Here is a 21,148-nt window from a genome sequence, read left to right as displayed (position 1 = left end):
CCCATCTCCGTGCACAGCGAAGCGAACAGGGGCCGGACATCAATGGATGACCGCGACGCCGGCTTACTGCGCGTCGGCGGGCCCGCCGAAGGTGACAGGGGATCCGTTCAGCAGGACCTGGCCGGTGTCCGGCCGGTGCACCCCCGAGAGGATCTTCACCAGCGTCGACCTGCCCGCCCCGTTCTCGCCGGCCAGGGCATGGACCTCTCCCGCCGCCGGCTTCAAAGACACCTCGCGCAAGGCTTGGACGGCGCCGAAAGACTTGCTGACGCCAGACAACGCCAAAACCGCCATCCGCATCGCCTCACTTATCAAATCGTTTTTACGATTGGTGAGGAACGTACGGCCGATCAAGCGAAACGTCAACGGTGTACTTGTCGAAACTTGGTTGTTACGTTTTAATCCAGCTCTAACGGTGGTGAACATCAAGGAGGTCACGCAGCATGTGGGGGCTCGCCGGGCACAGTGTCGAATGTGCTGAACAGGCCGGACAAGGTGACCGCCGCCACCAGGAACCGAGTGCAGGGCTGTGTCGGCTCACCGCCGATGCCTGCGGCCTGCCGGTCGTCGCCGGGCCCGCGGAGGCTACCGCCATTGGCAACGTTCTCGTCCAGACCGGCGCGGCCATCAACCTTGGCCGAGATGCGCGCCTTGGTGGCGCGCTTTCCGGATCGCCCACGGGCCGGGGCAGTCGTTGACGTGGACGTCGGTAAGCCCGTGCGGGCACCCGGCGAACGGCGATGCCGACCTCCGGGGGAGATCAGGGCTGGACGGACAGCGTGCTCAGCAGGGCCAGAGCCTCCGCCGAACTGGATCCCGGGTCGGCCGGTTGGGCGATCAGACGCTGACCCGGGGCGCTGGTGATCGGGAAGATCTCGGATTTCAGATGCAGTTCGCCCACATCGGGGTGGAAGAACCTGCTGCCCTGCACTATCGCCCCGCGTGGCTCGCGCTCGGCCCACAGCCGCCGGAAGTCGGCGCTGCTGATCGACAGCTCACCGATCAATTCCCGCACGCGCTGCTCCACGGGGGCCTCGCGGGCCGATTGGCGCAGTTCATGTACAGCGGCTCGTGCGGTGAGGTCCCATTCGTGGAAGAACTCCCGCCCAGCGGGATCGAGGAAGATCATGTGCAGCATGTTGTTGCCAAAGGTGAAGCGGCTGTGCAATGCCTCCGCCAGCGGATTGCGTACAAGCACGTCCTGGGACCGGCCCAGGACGTAGGCGGGGGCGCTGGTCCAGTCGTTGAGCAGCCGTAGCACCCGCGTGCCGACCCGTTCGACGCGATCCGGCCGCCGCCGCCCTTCAATGGGTCGGGCCAGCCGGTACAACTCCACCACAGCCGCTTCGTCCAGCCGCAGCGCGTGAGCCAAACTCTTCACGGTCTGCTGGGTGGGGTGACGCTCTCGTCCCTGTTCCAGGCGGATGTAGTGGCCGACGCTGAGACCGGCCAACCGTGCGACCTCCTCGCGGCGCAGCCCGGGAACCTGACGACGACTCTGGATCGCCATCCCCACCTCCTCCGGCCGCAGCCGCGCACGGCGAGCGCGCAGGAACTCTCCCAGAGGATTGGGCGCCTCACTGTCCATGACCTTGAGGTTAGGGGAGGAACCGGCCCTGCGATGCTGCTTAGCCTGGGTGCGTTACCCCCAGCTAACGCCGGGGCAAACCGTCGTACACTCGCTGGTATCCGCCTCATCCGACCGAGCGGCAAATGGTGTTCCTAGGAATCGCGCGACCTTCCTCCGCCCTCGGGGTCTGGACAGACTCGGATCTGTCAGCGGCGGGAGCACCACACCCTGCGCCGGCCGTCCTTGCTGACATGCCATCTAACTCTGGAAGTTTCAACTGCTCGGCAACAACGCCGAGTGACCAAGCGTCCACCTCTCCGGGTGGCACGACCATGCTCGTTCCGGATACGGCATCAACGAACCAGGAGAGACGATGAATATCACGGTGATCGGACGAGGACGGATAGGGGGCGGGCTGGGCCGTCTGTGGCAGAGTGCCGGCCATCACGTCACCACACTCGGCCGGGAGGGCGGCGAGGCGAGGGAGGGCGACGTCATCGTGGTAGCGGTCCCCGGGCAAGCCATCGCTGACGCCCTGACCCGGGTAAAGGGGCTGAACGGGCAGGTGACGATCGACGCCACCAACATCTACGTCCCACGGACGAGTTCGTACCCGTCGCTGGCCCACGAGATCAAGTCCGTCATCGGGGGCCCGACCGCCAAGTCGTTCTCCACCAACTTCGCCATCCTCTACGACGACATCGCCAGGCAGCGGGTCAAGCCGAGCAACCTGTACGCCGCCGACCCCGGCGCCCGCCTGGTGACCGAAAGGTTGATCGGAGACGCAGGCTTCGACCCGGTCTTCGCCGGAGACCTAGACCATGCCGCGCGCTTGCTGGAGGACAGCTCCGCACTCACCCGGGCCATCAGTGGGCAGATCGGCCCCTACTTCTACACCGTTAGCAGGAACGCCAGCGAGTTCTGACTGAGCTGTTCCGCGTTGACGGACGCCATCGATGTGGTGGTCAGGCTGCTTCGGCTTCCAGCATGGCACCTCGCGGGCGAGGCCCGAATGCTCGTAAAACAAACTTCACCGCAAACCGGCTCACGCGTAGGCGTCGACGCCGAGTTTGAGCGCGACGAGCAGGCCGCAGGCGGCGGTGCCGAGGCGGAGCGCGCGGCCGGGCAGGCGTCGGGCGATCGACGGGCCAAGCCGGCCGCCCAGCAGGAATCCCAGTGCGAGGGGCACCGCCGCCGACCACTGCACCGGCCCGAAGAGGGCGAAGCCGATCGCCGCCACCCCGTTGGCCAGGGCGGAGGCGACGTTCTTGATAGCGTTGATCTTGACCGGTGACTGGTCGAGCACGGCCGAGAGCACCGCGAACATGAGGACCCCACCGGCGGCCCCGAAGTAGCCGATGTAGATCGCGACGGCGAACATGGCGGCGCGCGCCTTCCATCCGTCCTCGCCGCCGTACCCTCCCATCGTGTTCGGCGGACGGAGCAGCAGCAGCGAGGCGAACGCGATCAGCCCGGGCGCGATCGCCTCGAACGTGTCGGAGGGGGTCGCCAGCAACAACCCGGCCCCCACCGCCCCGCCGAGCAGGGTCATCGTGCCGAGTCGCAGGACCCTCGCGCCCTGTCCGGCCAGTTCCGGCCGCGACCCGAACGCCGCGCCCACCCCGTTGAAGGTCAGCGCGACCGTGTTCGTCACGTTCGCGGTCACCGGCGGCAGGCCGAACGCCAGCAACACCGGGTAGGAGATGATCGAGGCCAGGCTCACCACCGTGCCGACCACCCCGGCCAGCACCCCGGCTCCGAACAGTCCCAGCACTTCAACGACGTTCACGGGGGGACAGCCAACCACACCTCCCCGTCTGGCACGGCACCACCCACGGCGGAGATACGGGGTGTCGGATTCCGGATTTACCAACAGACCTTTCCGGTCGAATACCCGGGAACGAACCAGCACATTCAGTTAGCCCGCTCCTATGCTGCCGTCATGGCGGAGGAATATTTCAAGGACGGGACCCTGTCGGGTAAGGGCGACTACTCGGACGGGCAGCGGAGTGGACCGTGGACTTTCTACTTTCGGAACGGCCGGTTGAAGGCGGAGGGTGTTTACCAGGCCGGACAGCTCGTCGGCGAGTGGGTCTGGCACCGCGAGGGCGGCGGCCTCCTGCAGCAGGGCGCCTTCGTGGACGGTAAGCAGCACGGCCCGTGGCGCCGCTGGCACGACAACGGCAACCTGCTGGACGAGGGGACGTACAACGTCGGCAAGAAGACCGGCGAGTGGGTCACCTACGACAAGGCGGGCAAGGAAACGAAGCGGACAACCCACCGCTGACCAGATGGTCCTCTCGTCTGCCCGTCGGCTAGTGGTGCAGCGCGCGCACGGTCATCCCGCTCGCCCGTGCCACCTCGCCGATGCTCCATCTGCGCCCGGCGCCGTCTTTCCCGATCACGCCCGCAACGTTAGGACCTCTCGCCACGGCAGGTTCAAGCCCCGGCCCTTCTGGAAGCCGCGGGCCCCGCCACCGTCTTCCGGGAGATCGGGATTTCAAAGCGAACCTGACCTCGCCCAGCCGATCAAATGACCGTCCATCGGGCACAGCCACCAGGTGAACAGCAGACGGGAGGAGCCCGGTGCGTTGCGGGTGTGGCCACCACCGGCAGAACCCGTGGCCACACGCGCCTCGAAGGCGATGGTCGCGCTGGGCGCGGTGCTGCTGGCCGCGATGGTCGTGGCGCAGGTCGCCTCGGGACTGCAGCCTCGGCCGATCGCACTGACCGGTGTGGTCGTCCCGCTGCTGGCGGCGAGCGCGCTGGTCTTCGCCTCGGCGACCTACTCCCCCACCGGAGCTGTCGCGGCGTTCACCGCCGCGGTCGCGACCGGGTACGCCGCGGAGTGGGTCGGGACCAGGACGGGGGTGCCGTTCGGCGACTACCACTACACCGGCGCTCTCCAGCCGGTGCTCGGCGGGGTACCGGTGATCGTGGCGCTGGCCTGGGGTGGCATGGGACTGGCGGCCCACGCGGTGGCCGCCGCGATCGCACCCGGCAGCCGGGCCGCGCGGGTCGCGCTGGGGGCGCTGGCGCTCACCGCCTGGGACGTGTTCCTGGACCCGCAGATGACCCGGCTGGGCCTGTGGGTCTGGCACGACCCCGGCCACTACCGTGGCGTCCCGCTCGGTAACTTCGCCGGTTGGCTCGTCGTCTCACTGCTGGTCATGGTCCTGATCGAGCGCCTCGTGGCCGAACCCGCGGCGTGGAGCCCCGGGCTGGTGTCGATCTACACGACGATGGCGGTCATGGAGACCGTCGGTTTCGCGGCGGTTTTCGACCCGCCGGATCCGCTGGTCGCCGTCGCGGGAGGAACGTGCATGGGGCTGTTCGTCCTGCTCGCCTGGGGACACGGATACCGGAGACAACGGTGATCGGGGGACCGGATTTCCATGAGCCTGCTCACCCGGAGGCACGGATGCCGGAGGTGACGGTGATCGGGGGTGGTGTCGGGGGCATGGTCTGCGCCCTGCTGCCGGCCCGCGAGGGGCACCGGGTGCGCCCGTACGAGCGGCTCCCCCGCCTCGGCGGCAAGCTCGTCGAGCAGAACTTCCCCACCGGTTCCTCCCATGTGACCACCACCGGAGGCCGCGAACCCGGAACCGTCCGGTGAACCACCTGCCCGAGACCGTGGAGGTGTCGCGATGAGAGCGCTGACCGCGCTGCAGGCCGCCGCCGCGCTGGCGGTGGCGGTGCGCCTGGCCCGGGGGCGGCACCGCCTGCCCGCGCTGAACCCCGTGCCGGCCCACGTGCCGGCTTCGGCGAGGACGACGCCGCCGCGCGTCTCGGTGGTGATCCCCGCCCGCGACGAGGAGGCCCGCCTCGGCCCCTGCCTGTCGGCGGTGCTCGCCGATCCGGCCGTCGCGGAGGTCATCGTCGTCGACGACGAGTCACGCGACGGCACGGCGGAACTGGCCGCCCGGCTCGGCGCGAAGGTCCTCATCGGAGCGCCGCTTCCCGAGGGCTGGGTGGGCAAGCAGTGGGCCCTGAAGCAGGGGGTCGAGGCGGCGGGGGGCGACGTCGTGGTGACCCTGGACGCGGACGCCCGGCCCGTGCCGGGACTGATCGGCGCGCTCGCGGCGACGCTGGAGGGCTACGACCTGGTGAGCGTGGGCCCCAGGTACCTGTGCGAGGGGACCGCCGAGCAGGCGCTGCACGCCTCGTTCCTGGCCACACTGGTCTACCGCTTCGGCCCGATCGGTCCGCCCACTCCCCCGGCCCCGCACCGTGCGGTGGCCAACGGCCAGTGCACGGCCTTCCGCCGTACGGCGATGCTGAACGTCGACGGGTTCGCGCGGGTCCGCGGGCACCTGGCCGACGACGTGGCGCTGGCCAGGACGCTGGCGGCCCGGGGCTGGGCGGTGGGATTCCTGGACGCCGGGGGCCTGCTGGAGGTCGACATGCACGATTCGGCCGCCGGGGTGTGGCGGGAGTGGGGGCGGTCGCTGTCACTGCGCGACGTCACAGGGCCCGGCTGGCAGGCCGCCGACCTGGCCGTGGTCTGGCTGGCCACCGCGCTGCCCGTGCTGCGGCTGGCGAGCGGCAGGACCACCCGGCTCGACCTGGGCCTGCTGGCCGTACGGCTGCTGCTGGCCGGCGCGTTGCGCGGCAGCTACACGCGGCCGGGTCCCGGTGTGCTGCTCTCCCCGCTGCTGGACCCGCTGGCGGCGCTGCGGCTGACGCAGGCCACGTTGCGCCCGGCACGCGGCTGGCGGGGCCGCGTCTACCCGGCGGCCACGACGGGCATCCGCCTCGGCCGGGCCACGACGGGCGGACGACCGGGCCGGGCAACGGCGGACGGGCGAGCGGGCCGGGTCACGACGGGCGGGAGGCCCGCGCCGCCTGACCGAACCGCAGTCCGATGAGGCACATGAGCAGGCCGGTCCCGATCACATGCGTGACCGGCGCGAAGAACAGCGGGACACGCGGCAACGCGATCCCCGCCTCTCCCCCTACCCGAGCGAGGGCACCTGGGACGGCGCCGACCCGCCGCGACGAGGCTCCGCCGCGCCGCTCAACGGGCGGCCTCCGCGGTGAGCCGGTCCGCGAGCCGGGTGACGACCCCGCCCTCGGCGAGATCGTGCGCCACCGCGCAGGCGCGCGCGATCGTCGCCGCCCGCGAGGAGCCGTGCGCGACGACGACGGTGCCGATCAGGCCGAGCAGCGCCGCCCCGCCGTAGGCCTCCGGGGCGTAGCGGCGGGCCACCGCCCGCAACTCCTCGGCTCCGGCGGCACCGGAACGCGCCACCAGCGTCAGCGCGGCCCGCACCGAACCCTCGACGTTCTTGAGCACCACGTTCCCGGTGAAACCGTCGGTGACGATCACGTCGACGGTACCCGCGAGCACGTCGTGTCCCTCCACGTTGCCGCAGAAGCGCAACGGCAGCCCGGCGAGCAGCTCACCGGCCCTGCGGGTCAGCCGGTTACCCTTGCCGGGTTCCGAGCCGATCGACAACAGGCCCACCGACGGGTCGGCGACACCGAGCACGAGCTGGGCGTAGGAGGCGCCGAGCAGCGCGAACTGGGCGATCATCTCCGGGGTGGGGTCGGAGGTCGCCCCGGCGTCGACCAGCACGGTCGCGCCGCCGGTGACCGAGGGCAGCGCGATGGCCAGGGCGGGCCGCAGGACGCCCGGGGCACGCCCGATGCCGTGGATGGCGCACGAGACGACCGCGCCCGTGGAGCCGGCCGACACGAACGCCGACGCCTCCTTCCGCCGTACGAGGTCGCAGCCGACCGTCAGGCTGGTCGTGGTGGAGGAGACCGCTCCCGCGCCCCGTTCGGTCATCGGGACGACGTCCTCGGCGTGCACCACGCCGATCTCGCCGACGGCGCCGTGGCGGGCGAGCTCGGCGCGGACGGCGCCGGATCGGCCCACGAGCACCACGGGGATTCCGAGCTCACGCCGGGCCGTGACCGCCCCGGCGACCGTCTCGCCCGGTCCGTGGTCTCCGCCCATCGCGTCGACGGCCACCGGCTCCGACATCACACCCTCCCGACGACAGCATTGGACGACCTCGCACCGGACGACCTCGTGCCGGTCCCACCCGGCCGGTTCACGGCACCTCGGCGACTCGTAGCGGTCCACGGTCAGGTCGGCCCGCATCGAGCGCAGGAACGCCGTCACGTCATCGTGATCGATACCGAAGGAGCGCATGGTCTGCGCGAACGCGGGGAGCACCGGGTCGTCGGTGGTGCCACCCTCCAGCGTGACGGCCAGTCGCGCGGCGGCCAGCCGGGCCGCGGCGGCAAGGCCGCCGAGACCCGCGCCGATCACCACGACATGGCTCACGCGCTCCTCCTCGTCGCCAGGTCCGCGGGGTCCGCGCGTACGCGTTCGGATGCGTCTGGCCGGTGGCAGGCGCACGGCCCATGATCAATGGCGTCGGACGACCCATCCCCGGACCGGGCTGCGGATAAATCAACTCATCGCGCAAGAAGGCGTAAAGACGGCGTCGGCTCCCCGGCCCTTGAAGGGCCGGGGAGCCGACGCGTGGTGAGCGACGGGGCGCACCCGCCGCGACTCCGGTGAAGTGCCGGCCGCTGTCCGGCTCGGCGGGAGCGAGGACGGGGATCAGAGGTCGAGCAGCCGCATCGCCTGCTCGCGCATCTCGATCTTGCGGATCTTGCCCGTCACCGTCATGGGGAACCCGCCGACCAGGTGGACGTAGCGGGGGATCTTGTAGTGGGCCAGCCGCCCGGCGCAGAAGTCCCTGACCGCCTCGGCCGTCAGCGGGACGGCCCCCGGCCGCATGACGATCCAGGCCATCAGCTCCTCGCCGTACTTCGGGTCGGGCACACCGATCACCTGGACGTCGTCGATGTCCGGGTGGCCGTGCAGGAACTCCTCCAGCTCGCGGGGGTAGACGTTCTCACCGCCCCTGATCACCATGTCCTTGATGCGTCCGACGACGTTGACGTAGCCGTCGTCGTCCATGGTGGCCAGGTCGCCGGTGTGCATCCAGCGGGCGGCGTCGATCGCCTCGGCGGTCCTGGCGGGCTCGTCCCAGTAGCCGAGCATCACCGAGTAGCCGCGGGTGCACAGCTCGCCGGGCTCACCGCGCGGGACGATCAGGCCGCTCTCCGGGTGCACGATCTTGACCTCGATGTGCGGCATCGCCCGGCCGACCGTCTCGGTACGGCGGGCCAGGTCGTCGTCGACCCTCGTCATCGTGGACACCGGCGAGGTCTCCGTCATCCCGTAGCAGATCGCCACCTCACGCATGTTCATCTCGGTGACCACCCGCTTCATGATCTCCACCGGGCAGGGCGAGCCCGCCATGATCCCGGTGCGCAGGCTCGACAGGTCGTACCCGGTGCGGCCGAGCTCACCGAGCTCGGCGATGAACATGGTCGGCACCCCGTACAGGGAGGTGCAGCGTTCCCGCTCCACGGCCCGCAGGGTGGCGGCGGGGTCGAAGCCCGGCGCGGGGATGACGACGCAGGCCCCGTGGGAGGTCGCCCCGAGGTTGCCCATGACCATCCCGAAGCAGTGGTAGAAGGGCACCGGCAGGCAGACCCTGTCGGTCTCGTCGTAGCCGACCAGCTCGCCGACGAAGTAGCCGTTGTTGAGGATGTTGTGGTGCGACAGGGTCGCACCCTTGGGGAAGCCGGTGGTGCCCGAGGTGTACTGGATGTTGATCGGGTCGTCGAAGGTCAGCGAGGCCATGCGCTCGCGCAGCCGCTCGGGGCCGACGCCCGCGGCCCCGGCCAGCAGGCGGTGCCAGCTCTCCTCGCCGATGTAGGCGACGTCGGCGAAGCCGATCCCGGCGACCATCGCGCGGTAGTCGCTCGTCCTGTGGCTCACCGCGCTGATCAGCAGCCGCATTCCGGACTGGCGGACGACGTAGTCGAGTTCGTGACCGCGGTAGGCGGGGTTGACGTTGACCAGAATCGCGCCGACCTTCGCGGTGGCGTACTGGACGATCACCCATTCGGCGCAGTTGGGCGACCAGATCCCGACCCGGTCCCCCTTGGCGATGCCCCAGGCGATCAGGGCCCGGGCCAGCCGGTCGACGTCGGCGTTCAGCTCGGCGTAGGTCCAGCGGCGCTCGCCCGGCAGATCGACCAGGACCTCCCGGTCGCCGAAGCGGGCCACGATCCGCTCGAAGTTCTCGCCGATGGTCTCACCGAGGAGGGGGGCGCCCGAGACGGCGCACGAGTAGGACAGCATGTGGAAAACCTCCGGTCGCTGAGTAACAAGGTGCACGCCGCTCACGGCTCCCGCAAGAGGTGCCGCTGCGGCCGCAGGGGGTCGTCGGCGACTTCCGACTCGGTATCGAAGATCATTACTTGCCTGCGGGCGCGGTCGTAGCCGGGCCATCCCGGGTCGCCGTCGCGGGCGAACCGCACCCAGGCTCCGTGCATCGCCTCGGCGAGCGCCCTCGGGGGCCGCTGCCCCGCCGTACGCTCGACGCCCGGCGCGTCCAGCACGTCGAAGGCGAAGGGCAGGTCGATGTTGTGCGCGGCGCCGACCTTCCCGCCTCCGATGGGAGAGGGCACCGGCGACTCCCAGCGGAACTCGTAGGCGTGGGTCGGGGCGGAGGCGGTGGCCGCGCGGGCCTCCTCGATCCAGATCGTCTCCCTGCGGAACAGGTGGTCGCCGGCCGCCCTGCCGACGAGTTCCTCGGGCGGCAACCCGGGATGCGCGTCCCGGTAGCCGGGCGGCAGGCCCATCTGCGCCAGCACGGCCGCGGCCGTCGCCTCGTCGATCCCCCGCGCCATCGCGCGCACGAAGACACCGGCCTCGTCACAGGTGCAGCCGACCAGGAGCGGGATGTGTCCGCCCACCCCCGCGCGCAGCGCGTCCAGTGGCACGGAGGGCACCAGGTCGCCGTCCACGACGGGCTGGATCGGCACCGCCCCGCTCAACGCGCCGGACTCCCCGCCCGACAGCGGCGGCGGCTGCTCGGCCACCAGCGCGGCGGGTGGGATGGTCAGGAAGTCCTCCCTGGCCGGCCGGACGCCGAGACGGGCGGCGAGCTCACCGGCGTACCCGCGGGCCCGCTGTTCCGATACGGCCAGACTCGCCGACCCGCTCATCACGATCGCCCGGCGGAACAGGCCCGCCGCGCGGGGCATCGTCAGGAGGGTGACGCACGCCGCGCCGCCCGCGGACTGCCCAGCGATCGTCACGTTGCCCGGATCACCGCCGAACGCCGCGACGGCGGAGCGCACCCACTCCAGCGCGGCGAGCCAGTCGAGCACGCCCCGGTTGAGCGGCGCCCCGTCCAGCGCGAGGAACCCCTCGAAGCCCAGCCGGTAGTTGGCGGAGACGCACACCACGCCGTCGCGGGCGAAGCGGTGTCCGCGGTGCCAGGCGGCTCCGTTGCCGCCGATGGCGAAGGCCCCGCCGTGAAACCAGACCAGCACCGGCAGGCCGGCGGCACCGGGGTCGGGGGTGTGGACGTCGAGGTTGAGGCAGTCCTCTCCGGAGGCGAACATCTCGGGGGCGTACAGCCCGATGTCGTCGGTGGCGCGCTGCGGCGCCGCCGCGCCCGGCAGGAGCGCCGGGCGGATCCCGTCCCAGGCGGGCGGCGGGACGGGCGCGCCGAAGCGGTGCTCACCGAAGGGCGGGGCGGCGTACGGAATGCCGAGGAAGGAGGCCACCGTCCCGTCGAAGCGGCCCCTGACGAGGCCGGAGGGGGTTCGCACGATCATCTGGGGCTCCATCCCTCGGTGCCCTCGACGATGCGGATCGCCGCGCGGGTCAGCGGCACCAGGCTCGCCTCGTCGACCTTGTCGAGGGTGTCGGCGGAATCGAACAGGTACATGGGGGCCGTGAGGAAGTGCACCAGCGGCACCCCCTCCGGGTGGAAGAACGCGCCGTCGGTCGGCGGCATCGGCGAGAACACGTCGGGCGGCAGCACGAACGACCTGCGCAGGTCCTCGGCGACCAGCGCCCGCTCGACGAGCCGCTCCAGCTCGGGGCGCCGGGTGGTGAACCACCAGCGCGGTTCGGGGGCACCGGTGGGCACCAGCGTCCCGCCCTCCGCGCGGCACTCGCGGGCCGCGTGCTCCAGGTGGACCTGGAGCACGACCCGGTCCAGCAGGGCCCGGTTCTCCTCGATGAACGCCCGGGTGCCCGCCGCGTGAGCCATGTGCCCGGCGGTCAGCAGGAAGAGCAGGTTGTGCGGCCTGTCCTCCTCCGGCACCCGCGACCAGTGCCTGGCGGCGGCCAGCACCAGCGCGACACCGGAGGCGTCCTCCACCGCGGAGGCCCAGGGGGCGTCGTGGTGCGAGGCGACGATCACCCAGCCGTCGCCCCGCCCGGGCAGGGTTGCGATCACGTTGTGCGAGATCGCGGTCGAGGTCTCCGACTCCACGGACAGCGTGCCGGCGCAGGGCCCCTCGTCCATCAGCGCCAGCACCCGCCGCGAGTCGGCCGCCGACAACCAGACCGCGGGTACGGACCGGTGCACCGCGTCGTAGGGCACGTAGTAGTCGCGCGTCTCCCACGGGAGGCCGGTCAGCGCCCCGACGTACCCGGCCGCCCCCGAGGTGACCGCCCCGTCGAGATCCTCCAGGTAGCCGGGCGCGAACGGCAGCGTCTGCACCAGGCCGTCGAAGTCGCCGTCGGGGTCGTGCACGGCGGTGGCGATCTCCCGTACGAGGGCCTGGGGCAGCTCGGCGAAGGTGTGCTCGCGCACCGCGATGCGACCGGGGACCGCCGACCGGGTGAGCGGCGCGGTCACCGTCGCCTTCGGGGTGGTGTACGGCAGGGCGAAGGCCGCCACCTCGACGGCGCGGGACGGGTCGGCGTCCAGGTGGGCGCGGAGCGTGGCGGTGACAGGGTGCCAGGTGGGCACCTCGACCGGTGCGAGGCGCACGTCGAGCCCGAAGCCCGCCAGCAGCCCGGCCGCCCACCTCTCCGTCCACGCGTCGGCGGGGTATCCGGGGCGCCGGATCCCCCTGGCCGTGATCGTCTCGATCCACGCCATGATCTCGGCGGTGTCCGGGACCGTCATTTGACCCCTCCGAAGGTGAGCCCCGCCACGTAGTAGCGCTGCAGCCCGGCCAGCAGCAGGAACGGCGGCACGGCGGTGACCAGGGCGGCGGCGGTCATGAGGTGGTAGTTGAAACCGTGCTCGCTCTGGAAGTTGGCCAGTCCCACGGGCAGCGACCACAGTGCGGGGTCGTTGGCGACGATGAGCGGCCAGAGCAGGTTGTCCCACTGGGCGAGGAAGTGGATGAGGAAGAGCGTCACCAGCGCCGGTCGCAACAGCGGAAGCGCCACCCGGAGGAAGATGCGCAGCTCCCCCGCCCCGTCGACGCGCGCCGCGAAGATCAGCTCTTTGGGGATGCCGAGGGCGAACTGGCGGACCAGGAAGACGCCGAAGGCACTGATCATGCCGGGGACGATCACCCCCTGGAAGGTGTTCACCCAGCCCAGCTCCTTGACGATCAGGAACACCGGAATGATCATGACCATCGGGGCGAGCGCGAGCGTGCCGACCACGAGCGCGAACAGCACGCGCCTGCCGGGGAAGGACAGCTGGGCCAGGGCGTAGCCGGCCGCCGAGGAGAAGAGCACGTCCAGCGCCCCGCTGCCGACGCAGTAGATCACGCTGTTGCGGAAGTAGACGGGGAAGCCCTCGCCCGCGAACAGCTCGGCGAGGTTCTGCGGCAGGTGGAAACCGTTGAAGACCAGCCCGCCGAGGTCGGTGTCGTCGGGAGCGGAGGCGACCACGAGCATCACGTAGATCGGCAGCAGCATCGCGCCCACGGCGCTCAGCAGCCAGACGGTCCGGAGCACCCTCATTCGTCCCCACCCCGCAGGAAGCCGAACTGGACGATCGAGACGACCAGCATCGCGACCAGCAGCATCATGGCCAGCGCGGAGGCGTAGCCCATGTGCTCGTAGGGGAAGGCGTTGGCCCAGATGTAGTAGGGCAGCACCTGGGTGGCGTCGGCCGGGCCGCCGCCGGTGAGCAGGAAGGCGGGCACGAAGGCCTGCATCGATCCGGCGACGGAGATGACCAGCACGAACAGCAGGGTCCTGCGGAGCAGCGGGACGGTGATCCTGCGGAACGTGGTGACGGGCCCGGCACCGTCGATCGCCGCGGCCTCGTAGACCTCCCGGGGCAGCGCCTGCAACCCGGCCGTCAGGATGATGACGAACAGCCCCAGGCTCTTCCAGACGACCATGACGACCAGCGCCCAGATCGCCAGGTCCGAGTCGGTCAGCCACGACTGCGGCTCGATGCCGACGGCGCCGAGCAGCGTGTTCGCCAGACCCCGGTCGGAGTAGATGATGACCCACACCATCGACGTCGCGGCCAGCGGCATCACCGCGGGCACCATGACCAGCGAGCGGAGCACGCGGTTGAGGCGGCCGGGCCCGCTGAGCGGCACCGCGACGAGCAGCGCCAGCAGGATGGTCGGCAGGACCGTGAAGACCGTGTAGACGACGGTGATCCACGCCGAGTTCCAGACCCCGGGATCCTGGAGCATCCGCGCGTAGTTGTCCAGCCCGATCCACCGCGGGGCGCCGGCCATCTCGTAGTCGGTGAAGCTGAGGTACACGGCACCGCAGAACGGCACGAGCCAGAAGACGACGAAGAAGACGGCCACCGGGATCGTCAGCACGATCCCTGCCCCCGCCTCCCGACGCGACCTGCCGCGCCCGCCTCTCCCCAGCCCCGGCGAGGCCGCAGGTACGGGCGCCTCGACGCTCTTCGTGGTCAGGGTCATCGGGCCTCCCGGCGCGACCTGCCGCGCCCGCCTCTCCCCAGCCCCGGCGAGGCCGCAGATACGGGTGCCTCAACGGTCTTCGTGGTCAGGGTCATCGGGTGCCCACCACGTCACCTCGGCCCCGGCAGGACCGGCCCGGACAACCAGCCGGACGGCCCGCATGCCCGGTGTCCGCGTTCACAGCGCGAGCCGTACGGTGGCGTCGAAGTCCTTGGCCGCCCGGGCGGGCGTGGAGCGGCCGTGGGCCACGGCGTCGCAGGCGCTGGAGGCGGCCTTGGCGAGCTCCAGCGCGGCGGGGATGGCCGGCCCGAAGTCGGCGTCGGGTATGCCGGAGGCCGCGATCCCCATCAGTTCGGAGGTGCCGCGCGGCCCGGCGTCCCGCCAGCCGGTGGCCGGGATGACGATCCCGTTCTCCAGGTTGGCCGTGACCGACTCCCGCCCCTGGAGGTAGTTGATCAGGTGCCAGGCGGTGAAGCCGTTCTTCGACGCGGCGGCGACGCCCCAGCCCCACGTGTAGGCGGGCACGACGGCCCTGCCGCCCTCCCAGCGGGGCATGGGCGCCACGCCGTAGTCCTTGCCCGGCTTGAGGGTGTCCTCGCCGAGCCGCTCCAGCGCGGGACCGAGGAAGGCCCCGCTGACGACCATGGCGGCCTCACCCGAGTAGAACAGCCCGAGCGCGCCGAGTGGGTTGGAGAGCCTGGGGTTGCCGATCCCGGCGAAGTACTCCAGGGCCCGGATGCCGTGCTCGGTGTCGAGGGAGGCGCGGGTGCCGTCGGCGCTGACCAGCTCGCCACCGCCGCCCTTGATGAGCGCGGTCAGCGTCATCAGCGCCCACTGCGGGTCGCCGTAGAGCCACTGCAGGCCCACCCGCCTGCCGTCGGCCGAGGTGAGTCTCTTGCTGTGGTCGGCGACCTCCTCCCAGGTCGTGGGAGGTTTGTCCGGGTCGAGACCGGCCTCCTCGAAGCGGTCCCTGCGGTAGTACAGCATGGCGGGGTTGAGGTCGATCGGCACGCCGTACGCCTGGCCGCGGTAGCTCAGCGGGGCGACCGTCCCCGGCTCGTACCGTCCCAGGACGGTCGCCACGTCCGGCGCGCCGAACGCCCGGGGGTCGATGGGCGCCAGCCGCTCCTTTCCGGCGTGGGAGGGGAAGCTCCAGTGCCCGATCTTGAAGACGTCGGGTGGGGTGCCGCCTCCGAAGGCGGTCAGCAGCTTGGCGTCCAGCTGGGCGACGGGCAGGTACAGGAGCTTGACGTCCACGCCGAACTCGTCGATGTAGCGGTGCACCAGCTTCTCGAACTGCGGGCCCGTCTCCTGCGAGCCGTGCAGCCAGACGTTGACCTCGCCGTGCGGCCTGCCGTCCTGGGCCTGCCGATCGGGCCGCTCGGGCCGGTCTGCGCCGCAGGCCGCCAGCACGCTGGGCGCGGCCAGGGAGAGCGCGCCGGCCGCGAGCAGCCGGCGCCGTGTCAGATCCGCCATCGCGGTTCTCCTGGGGGGTGATCCCGTACGGTGGGCACCGCGCGGGATGAGGTGGTCAAGGGAGGTTCTCGGCGGCCCGGGGCCGCAGGGAGGTGCCTGGCGCCCTCCTGCCGGCGGGCCGCGTCGGCGTGGTGGTCACGGGAGGTTCTTGGCGGCCTGGTTCTGCCAGGCGGTGTTGGCGGTGAACTCGGGGGCGCTCCCGGCGAAGGCGCCTCGGGCGTAGGCGTCGTCCTGGAGGCGGTACATCAGCCAGGCCGTCAGGTAGCCGAGGAAGCCGCCGCCGGTGCCCTGGATGTCGTTGTGACCCGCGCCCTTCAGCAGTGCCATGGCCGCCGCCCCGGGCACCTGGTCGTAGTAGCCCCGCAGCGCCGAGGCCGGTGAGATCAGCCAGTCGTTGCCCCCGCTCATGAACAGGACGGGGCAGGCCAGCTGGGAGACCTGGAACCGGTCGCCGGCCCCCACCCAGAGCTGCGCGGGCAGTGCGATCGGCACGGCCGTGGTGACGAGCCCCGCGGAGAGGTTGGCCGCGTTGACCGTGCCGCCCGCGCCCTGGGAGTGCCCGGCGGCGCCGACCCTGGTCACGTCGAGCCTCTGATGGAACGGGCTCGCGGGGTCGGCGTTCCTCGCCACCAGGTATTGCGCGGCGGCGAGGATCTCGGTGCCCGTCCCGGTGGTCGTGTCGGTGGAGGCGATCACGGCGAAGCCCCAGGAGGCGAGCTGGTCGAGCACGCCGGGGTAGAGGGCGGGGGTGGCGTGGGAGCCGTTCCCCCAGGTGACGATCGGGTGCCGGAAGCCACCGGCGCCGAGGTCCGCCGGGTGGTGCAGCCGGTAGGTTCCCGAGGCGTCGCCCGCGTCGGAGGCGGTGACCGCCCAGGGGCCCCGGACCGCGTAGTGCGACTCGATCGTGCCGGCCGCCACCGCCTGGGTGGTCCGTGACACGAGGCCCGCCGACAGCAGCCCGACCGCCGCCACGCGCAGGACCCGCCGCCGGGACATGCCCTTGTCTTCCATGGTCACCTCACCGATTCTTTGGAGACGTGAACGTCTCCTAACAGAGGGAAGTACGATCTGTGATTGATGTCAAGACAGGATCGGAAGAAAATTCCGGAGGGTGAGCCCCTCCCCCGCGGCCGTCACGGGCTGCCCCCAGAAGTGGTCCGCACCTCGCAGCGCGACCGCCTGATCCAGGCGATGCTGCTGCTGGTCGCGGCCCGGGGGTACGCCGCCACGACCGTGCCCGATGTGATCGCCGCCGCGCGGGTCTCGCGCAACGCCTTCTACGCCAACTTCCACGACAAGGAGGCCTGTTTCCTCGCCCTGTGCGAACGGGACCTGCCCGGCGTGGTCGAGACGATCCTGTCCGCGGCCGAGGGCACCGGCCACGACTGGGTCGCCGCCGTCCGCCAGGGCCTGCACGCCTACCTGCGGTGGTGGCAGGACCGTCCCGAGTACGCCCGCGCCTACTTCGTCGAACTCCCCGCGGCGGGCCGGCGGGCGATGGACCAGCGCGACCGCGCCTACCTGCCCTTCCTGGAGATGCTGCGCGCCCTCGCCGCGCGGGCCAGGGCGGAGACCCCCTCCCGGGGACCGGTCAGGGAGAGCGTGCCCGCCCTGATCGTCTTCGGCGTCACCGAGTTCATCGCCGCCGAGGTGCGCGCGGGGAACGCGGAGCGGCTGTCCACGCTGGAGGAGGACGTGCTGCACTACACGGTCACGCTGCTCGCCGACCGCGCGACGGCAGACAGGGCACTCGGCTGACCCGCGGCACCCGTGCCGCGAGGGCACGGGTGCCGCATCCGGGTCAGGGCATCGCCCGCACCCCCTCCACCTGGACGTTCCAGCCCGCGGGGAAGCCTGGCGCGCACCTGTCGGGCCCGCCGTCCCAGCCCGCCGCCATCAGCGCGACGGCCGCCAGCAGGCCGCCGTTGCCCGGCAGGTAGAGCGGCAGGATCCCGGGCCACTGCCGGTTGTGACCCGAGACCAGATGCGCGTTCTTGGGCGCGTCCATCAACAACGCGTCGACCGCCTTGCCCGGCTCGCCCAGCCTGGCCGCGCACATGGCGAGCATCGGGTAGTCCCAGCCCCAGGTGCTCGGCAGGTCCCAGGTCTCCAGCACGTCGTCGAGGGTGGCCCGCATGGTCTCCGGATCGATCAGCGGCGTCGCCGGAACGAGGCCCAGGGCCCCGGTCATCGAGGGGTGGTCCGTCCTGAGCGTGTACGGCTCCACCGCGATGGCCGCGTAGACGCCGTCCCTGACGCACGGCGCGGCCAGCCCGTCCCGCACCCTCTCCCACTCCGGGTCCCGGGCGAGGCCGAGACGCTCACGCCACCGCTGCGCGGTCTCCAGCCCCCACCACCAGTAGGCCAGCTCGAACGTGGGATTCCTGACCGTCGTCCTGATCTCCGCGTACGACTCCTGCGCCGGGATCAGCGGCGGCCCGAGTACGTGGCGGCCGTCCTCCTCGACGGGAAAGGACGCCATGAACTCCGCGGTCTCGAAGACCAGGTCCCAGTAGTCGTGCAGTGCCTCCGGCCGGACCCGGTAGAGGAGTTCGGCGAAGTAGATCGGGTGCGGCTGCTGCCAGATCAGGAACGGCCCGATCGTGCTGGGGCTCTCCCTGCCCTCGGGGCCGACCTGCTTGGGCCAGCGGGCCCCGCGACACCCCTGCCCGGCGGCCGTGGCCCGCGCCATGGGAAGGATGCTCCGGTACCAAGGCAGGCTGCGCTCCAGCAGTTCCGGCCTTCCCCACAGCGGGAAGTGCGCCGCGTGCCACCAGTGCATCTCCAGGTGGAACTTGCCGCTCCAGGAGTTGCAGACCAGGCCGGTCTCCTGCGGCGGCAGCGAGCCCGCGCAGTTGACCGCGGTCAGGTACTGCGAGAGGACCACGCGCCGTTCCAGCTCGGGCGCGCGCGGGTCCGAGCTGCCCTCGAAGCTCACCGCGCCGCCGTCGGTCCAGAAACGGGCCCAGTGCCGGGCGGCGGCCGCGCGGACCTCCGCGAATCCGGGAAGGCCGGGCTCCGCAGAGTCGAGCCCGAAGGCCACCACGAACTCAGTGGCGCCCTCCAGCCGGTAGCGGTGCTCGGCGATGGGCGTGAGCCGGGCCGGCCCCTGCCAGGCGAGGGCGACGTGGTGGCGGTCGCCGTCCAGCACCCGGGTGAAGTCGCAGCGTGCGGCGCCGACGACGTGGCCGGTGACATGCCGCTCCGGACCGTCCCAGTCGGCGGCCACGTTCCAGGCCGCACAGGCGTACGGGAAGGCGATCGTCACCGCCGCCCCGCCGGTGACGCGCACCGCCAGCAGGTCGCGTCCGGGGTGGCAGACCGTCTCCACCTCGTACGGCACGCCGTCGAGCGTGAACGAGCTGCGCAGCAGCCCGCTCCACAGGTCGAGCCGCTGGTGGACGCCGGTGAGGTCGGTGATCTCCGCGTGCTCGCCGAGGTCGAGCCCGATCCTGCCCAGGTCGATCCGCTGGGGATTGCCGTGCAGCCACGTACCGGCCTCGAACTCCGGCGCCACCGGACCGCCGAAGGTCATCCGGTGCCGGTCGGGATAGCGGGCCCGGCCGTAGCCGGTCATCGCGTCCCCCAGGGTGAAGCCCCGGGGGTTGGGCATCGTGTGCCAGCCCCACTGCGACTGGGTGCCCAGCGGCATGCTCGCGGCGTGGAAGGCGGGGAAGGTCTGCAACCCGGTGACATCGGCAGTGAAGGCGAACTCGCCGTTGCCGACGGTCAGCGGGGACTCCGCGTCCGGCTCGGTCAGCACCACGGCGTGCCGCCGTACCAGGGCCTCGCGGTCGATGCTCACGAGCACCCCGGCGTACCCGAGGCACGCTGGGCGCGCATGAACGTGACGTCGCCCGCGACGTCCGCCTGTGGCATGGTGCCGAGGTCGAGCACGACGTCGGTGAAGGCCAGCGACGCCCGGCGCATCACCGCCACATCGATCGCCTCGGCCCCGAAACGCGGTGAGAAGAGCGTCTTGGGGGCCGCGATCGGCGCGATGGTCGGCAGCAGGTGCCGGTTGTACGGCGTGCCCTCGCCCCCGAAGCCGCAGTGGTGCGGCACGGTGCCCAGGTCGGCCGCCGACAGCCCCTTCAGCACGGCCGTGCGCCGCACGTCCCAGTGCTGGACATGGCCCTTGACCAGCTCGCGCAGGGGCGTGCTCTCACTGACCGGGACCCAGAGCAGCTCGGTGAGCGAGGGATCGGCCACGAGCTCCAGTCCGGGCAGTCCTCCGGCGCGGGTGACCGCGTCGTAGCGCCGGGCGCCCAGGTGCTCCAGGACGACGACCGAGGAGACCTTGCCCTGGTCGTACTCGGCGTCCAGCATGGCCGCCAGCTGCCCCGCGCCTCCCTCACGGACGCCGGGTCCGGTGAGGTGCTGGTAGAGGTGGCCGGTGACGAAGGCGAACTGGACCGTACGCGGGCGGCAGCTCACCGGCAGCGACGCCAGGTAGCGGGCCATCTCCACCATCGTGAGCGGGCCGTTGTCCCATACCGGGCTCATGCCGTCCGTGTGGCTCTCCACGACGATCTTCTGTTCGCTCACCCCGGGCAGGGTGGCGAGGACGGTGCGGGTCGTCTTCGGCGTCCACGCCGCGTCGACGGTCAGCACGGCCTCGACCGGCTGCCCGGCGGCGAGCGCCTGCTTGATCCGCTCGCCCTGGTCGACGCCGAGATAGGCGCCGGGAACCTGGTACGGCAGACCCTCGTAGGGCGCGTACATCCCCTCGATCTGGGCGTGCGGCAGGCGGCTCACCTCCAGCACCCCCACCGCGCCCGCCGCGGCGGCGGCTTTGAGGTCGGTGTCGGCCCTGGCGGGGGCCTCCATCGAGTCGGAGCCGAGCAGGTTGATCGTGAGGCCGGGGTCGTACATGTGGTAGCCGAGCAGGGGCGGGTAGAAGAGCAGGTTGGGCACCGTCGACCAGGGCAGATCCCTGACGACGATCTTCCCTGCGGCGTTCGCCGCGGTGATGGCGGTGCCCGCGGGCAGGTAGGTGAGCGGGGCGGTCACCCCGCCCGGCCCGGTGGAGGAGGAGAAGGGCACGGGCGCGGCGACCGCCACGTCCTGGCCGCCGACGGTCAGCCCCGTGGCGAGGCCGTCCCAGCGGTCGATCTCGTAGGGCAGCGAGGAGAGCTGGACGCCGGGGACCGCGCCGATCTCGTCCTCCAGCCAGTCGATGTAGTCGTCGTGGGCGGCCGAGCCGGTCGGCCGGGGGCCGAAGTCCTCCTGCCGTTCGGCGAGTTCGAGCAGGCGGGCCTCGCTCGCGAAGCTCGCCGGGTCGATTCGCACCGGGCAGGTCGTCGCCTGGGCGGCGAGCGCGGCTCCCGGCAGGGAGACGGGGAAGGTGAGGGCGAGCAGCATCGGTCCGATGAGGATGAGACGTTTCACGGGGGGTCCTTCGCG

Annotated in this window: 20 protein-coding genes; 7 read left to right on the top strand and 13 right to left on the bottom strand. The window is 71.6% G+C overall.

From position 1 onward, the window contains the following. Positions 1 to 63: 63 nt before the first annotated feature. A complete protein-coding gene (locus tag ACWD3H_RS38280; protein WP_451958472.1) occupies positions 64 to 366 on the bottom strand; it encodes an ATP-binding cassette domain-containing protein in 303 nt (100 codons plus the stop codon). Positions 367 to 443: 77 nt separating this feature from the next. Here ACWD3H_RS38280 and ACWD3H_RS38275 point away from each other — a divergent pair, with 77 nt between their 5' ends. Beyond that, positions 444 to 698 carry an FGGY-family carbohydrate kinase gene (locus ACWD3H_RS38275; protein WP_451958471.1) on the top strand — a complete coding sequence of 85 codons (255 nt, stop codon included), beginning with the start codon at positions 444 to 446 and terminating at the stop codon, positions 696 to 698. Between the two features lie 62 nt (positions 699 to 760). On the opposite strand, the gene ACWD3H_RS38270 is transcribed toward ACWD3H_RS38275, so the two are convergent. After that, a complete protein-coding gene (locus ACWD3H_RS38270) occupies positions 761 to 1,588 on the bottom strand; it encodes a helix-turn-helix domain-containing protein (protein WP_451958470.1) in 828 nt (275 codons plus the stop codon). 355 nt (positions 1,589 to 1,943) lie between these two features. Here ACWD3H_RS38270 and ACWD3H_RS38265 point away from each other — a divergent pair, with 355 nt between their 5' ends. Further along, positions 1,944 to 2,495, top strand: a complete 552-nt coding sequence (locus tag ACWD3H_RS38265; RefSeq protein ID WP_451958469.1) for a hypothetical protein — start codon at positions 1,944 to 1,946, stop codon at positions 2,493 to 2,495. Positions 2,496 to 2,615: 120 nt separating this feature from the next. Here the strand turns inward: ACWD3H_RS38265 and ACWD3H_RS38260 are convergent, their stop codons facing one another. Continuing rightward, positions 2,616 to 3,359: a sulfite exporter TauE/SafE family protein gene (locus tag ACWD3H_RS38260; protein WP_451958468.1), complete on the bottom strand. Its 744-nt coding sequence runs from the start codon at positions 3,357 to 3,359 to the stop codon at positions 2,616 to 2,618. 153 nt (positions 3,360 to 3,512) lie between these two features. Here ACWD3H_RS38260 and ACWD3H_RS38255 point away from each other — a divergent pair, with 153 nt between their 5' ends. The 4 genes from ACWD3H_RS38255 to ACWD3H_RS38240 all read left to right on the top strand — a co-directional run bounded on the left by ACWD3H_RS38255 (position 3,513) and on the right by ACWD3H_RS38240 (position 6,438). After that, a complete protein-coding gene (locus tag ACWD3H_RS38255; RefSeq protein WP_355562863.1) occupies positions 3,513 to 3,857 on the top strand; it encodes a toxin-antitoxin system YwqK family antitoxin in 345 nt (114 codons plus the stop codon). 274 nt (positions 3,858 to 4,131) lie between these two features. After that, positions 4,132 to 4,947, top strand: a complete 816-nt coding sequence (locus tag ACWD3H_RS38250) for a carotenoid biosynthesis protein (RefSeq protein ID WP_451958467.1) — start codon at positions 4,132 to 4,134, stop codon at positions 4,945 to 4,947. 44 nt (positions 4,948 to 4,991) lie between these two features. Continuing rightward, complete coding sequence (locus ACWD3H_RS38245) at positions 4,992 to 5,186, top strand: NAD(P)-binding protein (RefSeq protein WP_451958466.1); 195 nt, start codon at positions 4,992 to 4,994, stop codon at positions 5,184 to 5,186. Positions 5,187 to 5,217: 31 nt separating this feature from the next. Continuing rightward, complete coding sequence (locus tag ACWD3H_RS38240) at positions 5,218 to 6,438, top strand: glycosyltransferase family 2 protein (protein ID WP_451958465.1); 1,221 nt, start codon at positions 5,218 to 5,220, stop codon at positions 6,436 to 6,438. Between the two features lie 149 nt (positions 6,439 to 6,587). Here ACWD3H_RS38240 and plsX read toward each other — a convergent pair whose 3' ends face one another. The 8 genes from plsX to ACWD3H_RS38200 form a co-directional block, all read right to left on the bottom strand. Then, positions 6,588 to 7,865, bottom strand: a complete 1,278-nt coding sequence (plsX, locus tag ACWD3H_RS38235; RefSeq protein ID WP_451958464.1) for a phosphate acyltransferase PlsX — start codon at positions 7,863 to 7,865, stop codon at positions 6,588 to 6,590. Positions 7,866 to 8,147: 282 nt separating this feature from the next. After that, a complete protein-coding gene (locus ACWD3H_RS38230) occupies positions 8,148 to 9,746 on the bottom strand; it encodes an AMP-binding protein (protein ID WP_451958463.1) in 1,599 nt (532 codons plus the stop codon). A gap of 41 nt (positions 9,747 to 9,787) precedes the next feature. Next, the gene (locus ACWD3H_RS38225) at positions 9,788 to 11,233 is read right to left on the bottom strand and encodes a carboxylesterase/lipase family protein (RefSeq protein ID WP_451958462.1); all 1,446 of its coding nucleotides are present in this window, start codon (positions 11,231 to 11,233) and stop codon (positions 9,788 to 9,790) included. Beyond that, positions 11,230 to 12,540, bottom strand: a complete 1,311-nt coding sequence (locus ACWD3H_RS38220) for a M28 family peptidase (RefSeq protein WP_355564799.1) — start codon at positions 12,538 to 12,540, stop codon at positions 11,230 to 11,232. The genes ACWD3H_RS38225 and ACWD3H_RS38220 overlap by 4 nt, the downstream gene beginning before the upstream one ends. Continuing rightward, on the bottom strand, positions 12,537 to 13,334 hold the full coding sequence (locus ACWD3H_RS38215) for a carbohydrate ABC transporter permease (protein ID WP_355564802.1): 798 nt from the start codon (positions 13,332 to 13,334) through the stop codon (positions 12,537 to 12,539). The genes ACWD3H_RS38220 and ACWD3H_RS38215 overlap by 4 nt, the downstream gene beginning before the upstream one ends. Continuing rightward, positions 13,331 to 14,266, bottom strand: a complete 936-nt coding sequence (locus tag ACWD3H_RS38210) for a carbohydrate ABC transporter permease (protein ID WP_451958461.1) — start codon at positions 14,264 to 14,266, stop codon at positions 13,331 to 13,333. Before ACWD3H_RS38210 ends, ACWD3H_RS38215 begins: the two co-directional genes overlap by 4 nt. A gap of 177 nt (positions 14,267 to 14,443) precedes the next feature. Then, positions 14,444 to 15,742: an extracellular solute-binding protein gene (locus ACWD3H_RS38205; protein ID WP_451958460.1), complete on the bottom strand. Its 1,299-nt coding sequence runs from the start codon at positions 15,740 to 15,742 to the stop codon at positions 14,444 to 14,446. A gap of 135 nt (positions 15,743 to 15,877) precedes the next feature. After that, positions 15,878 to 16,753, bottom strand: coding sequence for an alpha/beta hydrolase family protein (locus ACWD3H_RS38200; RefSeq protein ID WP_355564838.1), 876 nt, complete (start codon positions 16,751 to 16,753; stop codon positions 15,878 to 15,880). 66 nt (positions 16,754 to 16,819) lie between these two features. Here ACWD3H_RS38200 and ACWD3H_RS38195 point away from each other — a divergent pair, with 66 nt between their 5' ends. Continuing rightward, positions 16,820 to 17,500: a TetR/AcrR family transcriptional regulator gene (locus tag ACWD3H_RS38195; RefSeq protein ID WP_355564811.1), complete on the top strand. Its 681-nt coding sequence runs from the start codon at positions 16,820 to 16,822 to the stop codon at positions 17,498 to 17,500. Between the two features lie 43 nt (positions 17,501 to 17,543). Here ACWD3H_RS38195 and ACWD3H_RS38190 read toward each other — a convergent pair whose 3' ends face one another. Both ACWD3H_RS38190 and ACWD3H_RS38185 read right to left on the bottom strand, forming a co-directional pair. Continuing rightward, positions 17,544 to 19,547 carry a hypothetical protein gene (locus ACWD3H_RS38190; protein WP_451958459.1) on the bottom strand — a complete coding sequence of 668 codons (2,004 nt, stop codon included), beginning with the start codon at positions 19,545 to 19,547 and terminating at the stop codon, positions 17,544 to 17,546. Then, on the bottom strand, positions 19,544 to 21,133 hold the full coding sequence (locus ACWD3H_RS38185; protein WP_451958458.1) for a hypothetical protein: 1,590 nt from the start codon (positions 21,131 to 21,133) through the stop codon (positions 19,544 to 19,546). Before ACWD3H_RS38185 ends, ACWD3H_RS38190 begins: the two co-directional genes overlap by 4 nt. Positions 21,134 to 21,148 lie beyond the last annotated feature (15 nt).

The organism is Streptosporangium sp. NPDC002607, from assembly GCF_053592655.1.
Note: the sequence above shows the minus strand (reverse complement) of the source record. Positions and strands in the feature narration are given on the sequence as shown.